The sequence below is a fragment of the Streptomyces calidiresistens genome (assembly GCF_014141525.1).
Lineage (GTDB): Bacteria > Actinomycetota > Actinomycetes > Streptomycetales > Streptomycetaceae > Streptomyces > Streptomyces calidiresistens.
Genome location: NZ_VKHS01001464.1, coordinates 1 through 627, shown reverse-complemented (window position 1 = coordinate 627; position 627 = coordinate 1). Strand labels below are relative to the sequence as shown.

Sequence of the window (627 nt, the reverse complement as noted above, 5' to 3'; positions counted from 1 at the left end):
CCCACCCACCACCACGGCTTTCACCCGTTCGGGTGAGCTGAATTGGAAACCGGTTCCGGCGGGGATATGGTCGCGGCGAACGGGGGATATCCACCCCGGAAACAACCGCACAAAGCTTCGGCCCCCGCACGGGACTGGCATCCCGCCGAGGGCCTGACCGATCAGGAAGCGATACCTTCCCAATGGCTGTTGCCCAGGTTAGCGCGCCCGGATGCGGGTTGCTGCACATCCGCACCAAGCAGACCAAGAACTTCACGATTCTGCCGAATTCGCTCGCCCAGCGACGCGGAAGTGCCACGGCAGGTGGGATCGCTTCCTATTTGTTTTCGTTGAAAGATGGCACGCTGATCAGTATTGATCGATTGTGCGAACACTTCGACGAGGGTCGTACCCGGATTCGCCGAGGGCTCGCCGAGTTGGAGCGGGACGGCTGGATCGAGCGCCGCCCCGAGCGCGCTCCCGACGGCACCGTCCGCACCCGCGTCGTCCTGCACGACGTGCCGAGGAAGCGGGGCACCCCGGCCGGTGGCGGGGCGGCGGCCGGAGCCGTCCGCCCGCCGAAGACCGCCGTGGCGGCCGAGCGTGCCGCCCTGCCGGGCACCGGCGAGCACCCGCTCCCCCCGCTTC

At 67.9% G+C, this 627-nt stretch carries 1 pseudogene; it reads left to right on the top strand.

Annotation, left to right across the window (positions count from 1 at the left end):
- Positions 1-182 precede the first annotated feature (182 nt).
- Positions 183-627 (top strand): annotated as a pseudogene (locus tag FOE67_RS27835) (hypothetical protein); the annotation flags it as partial.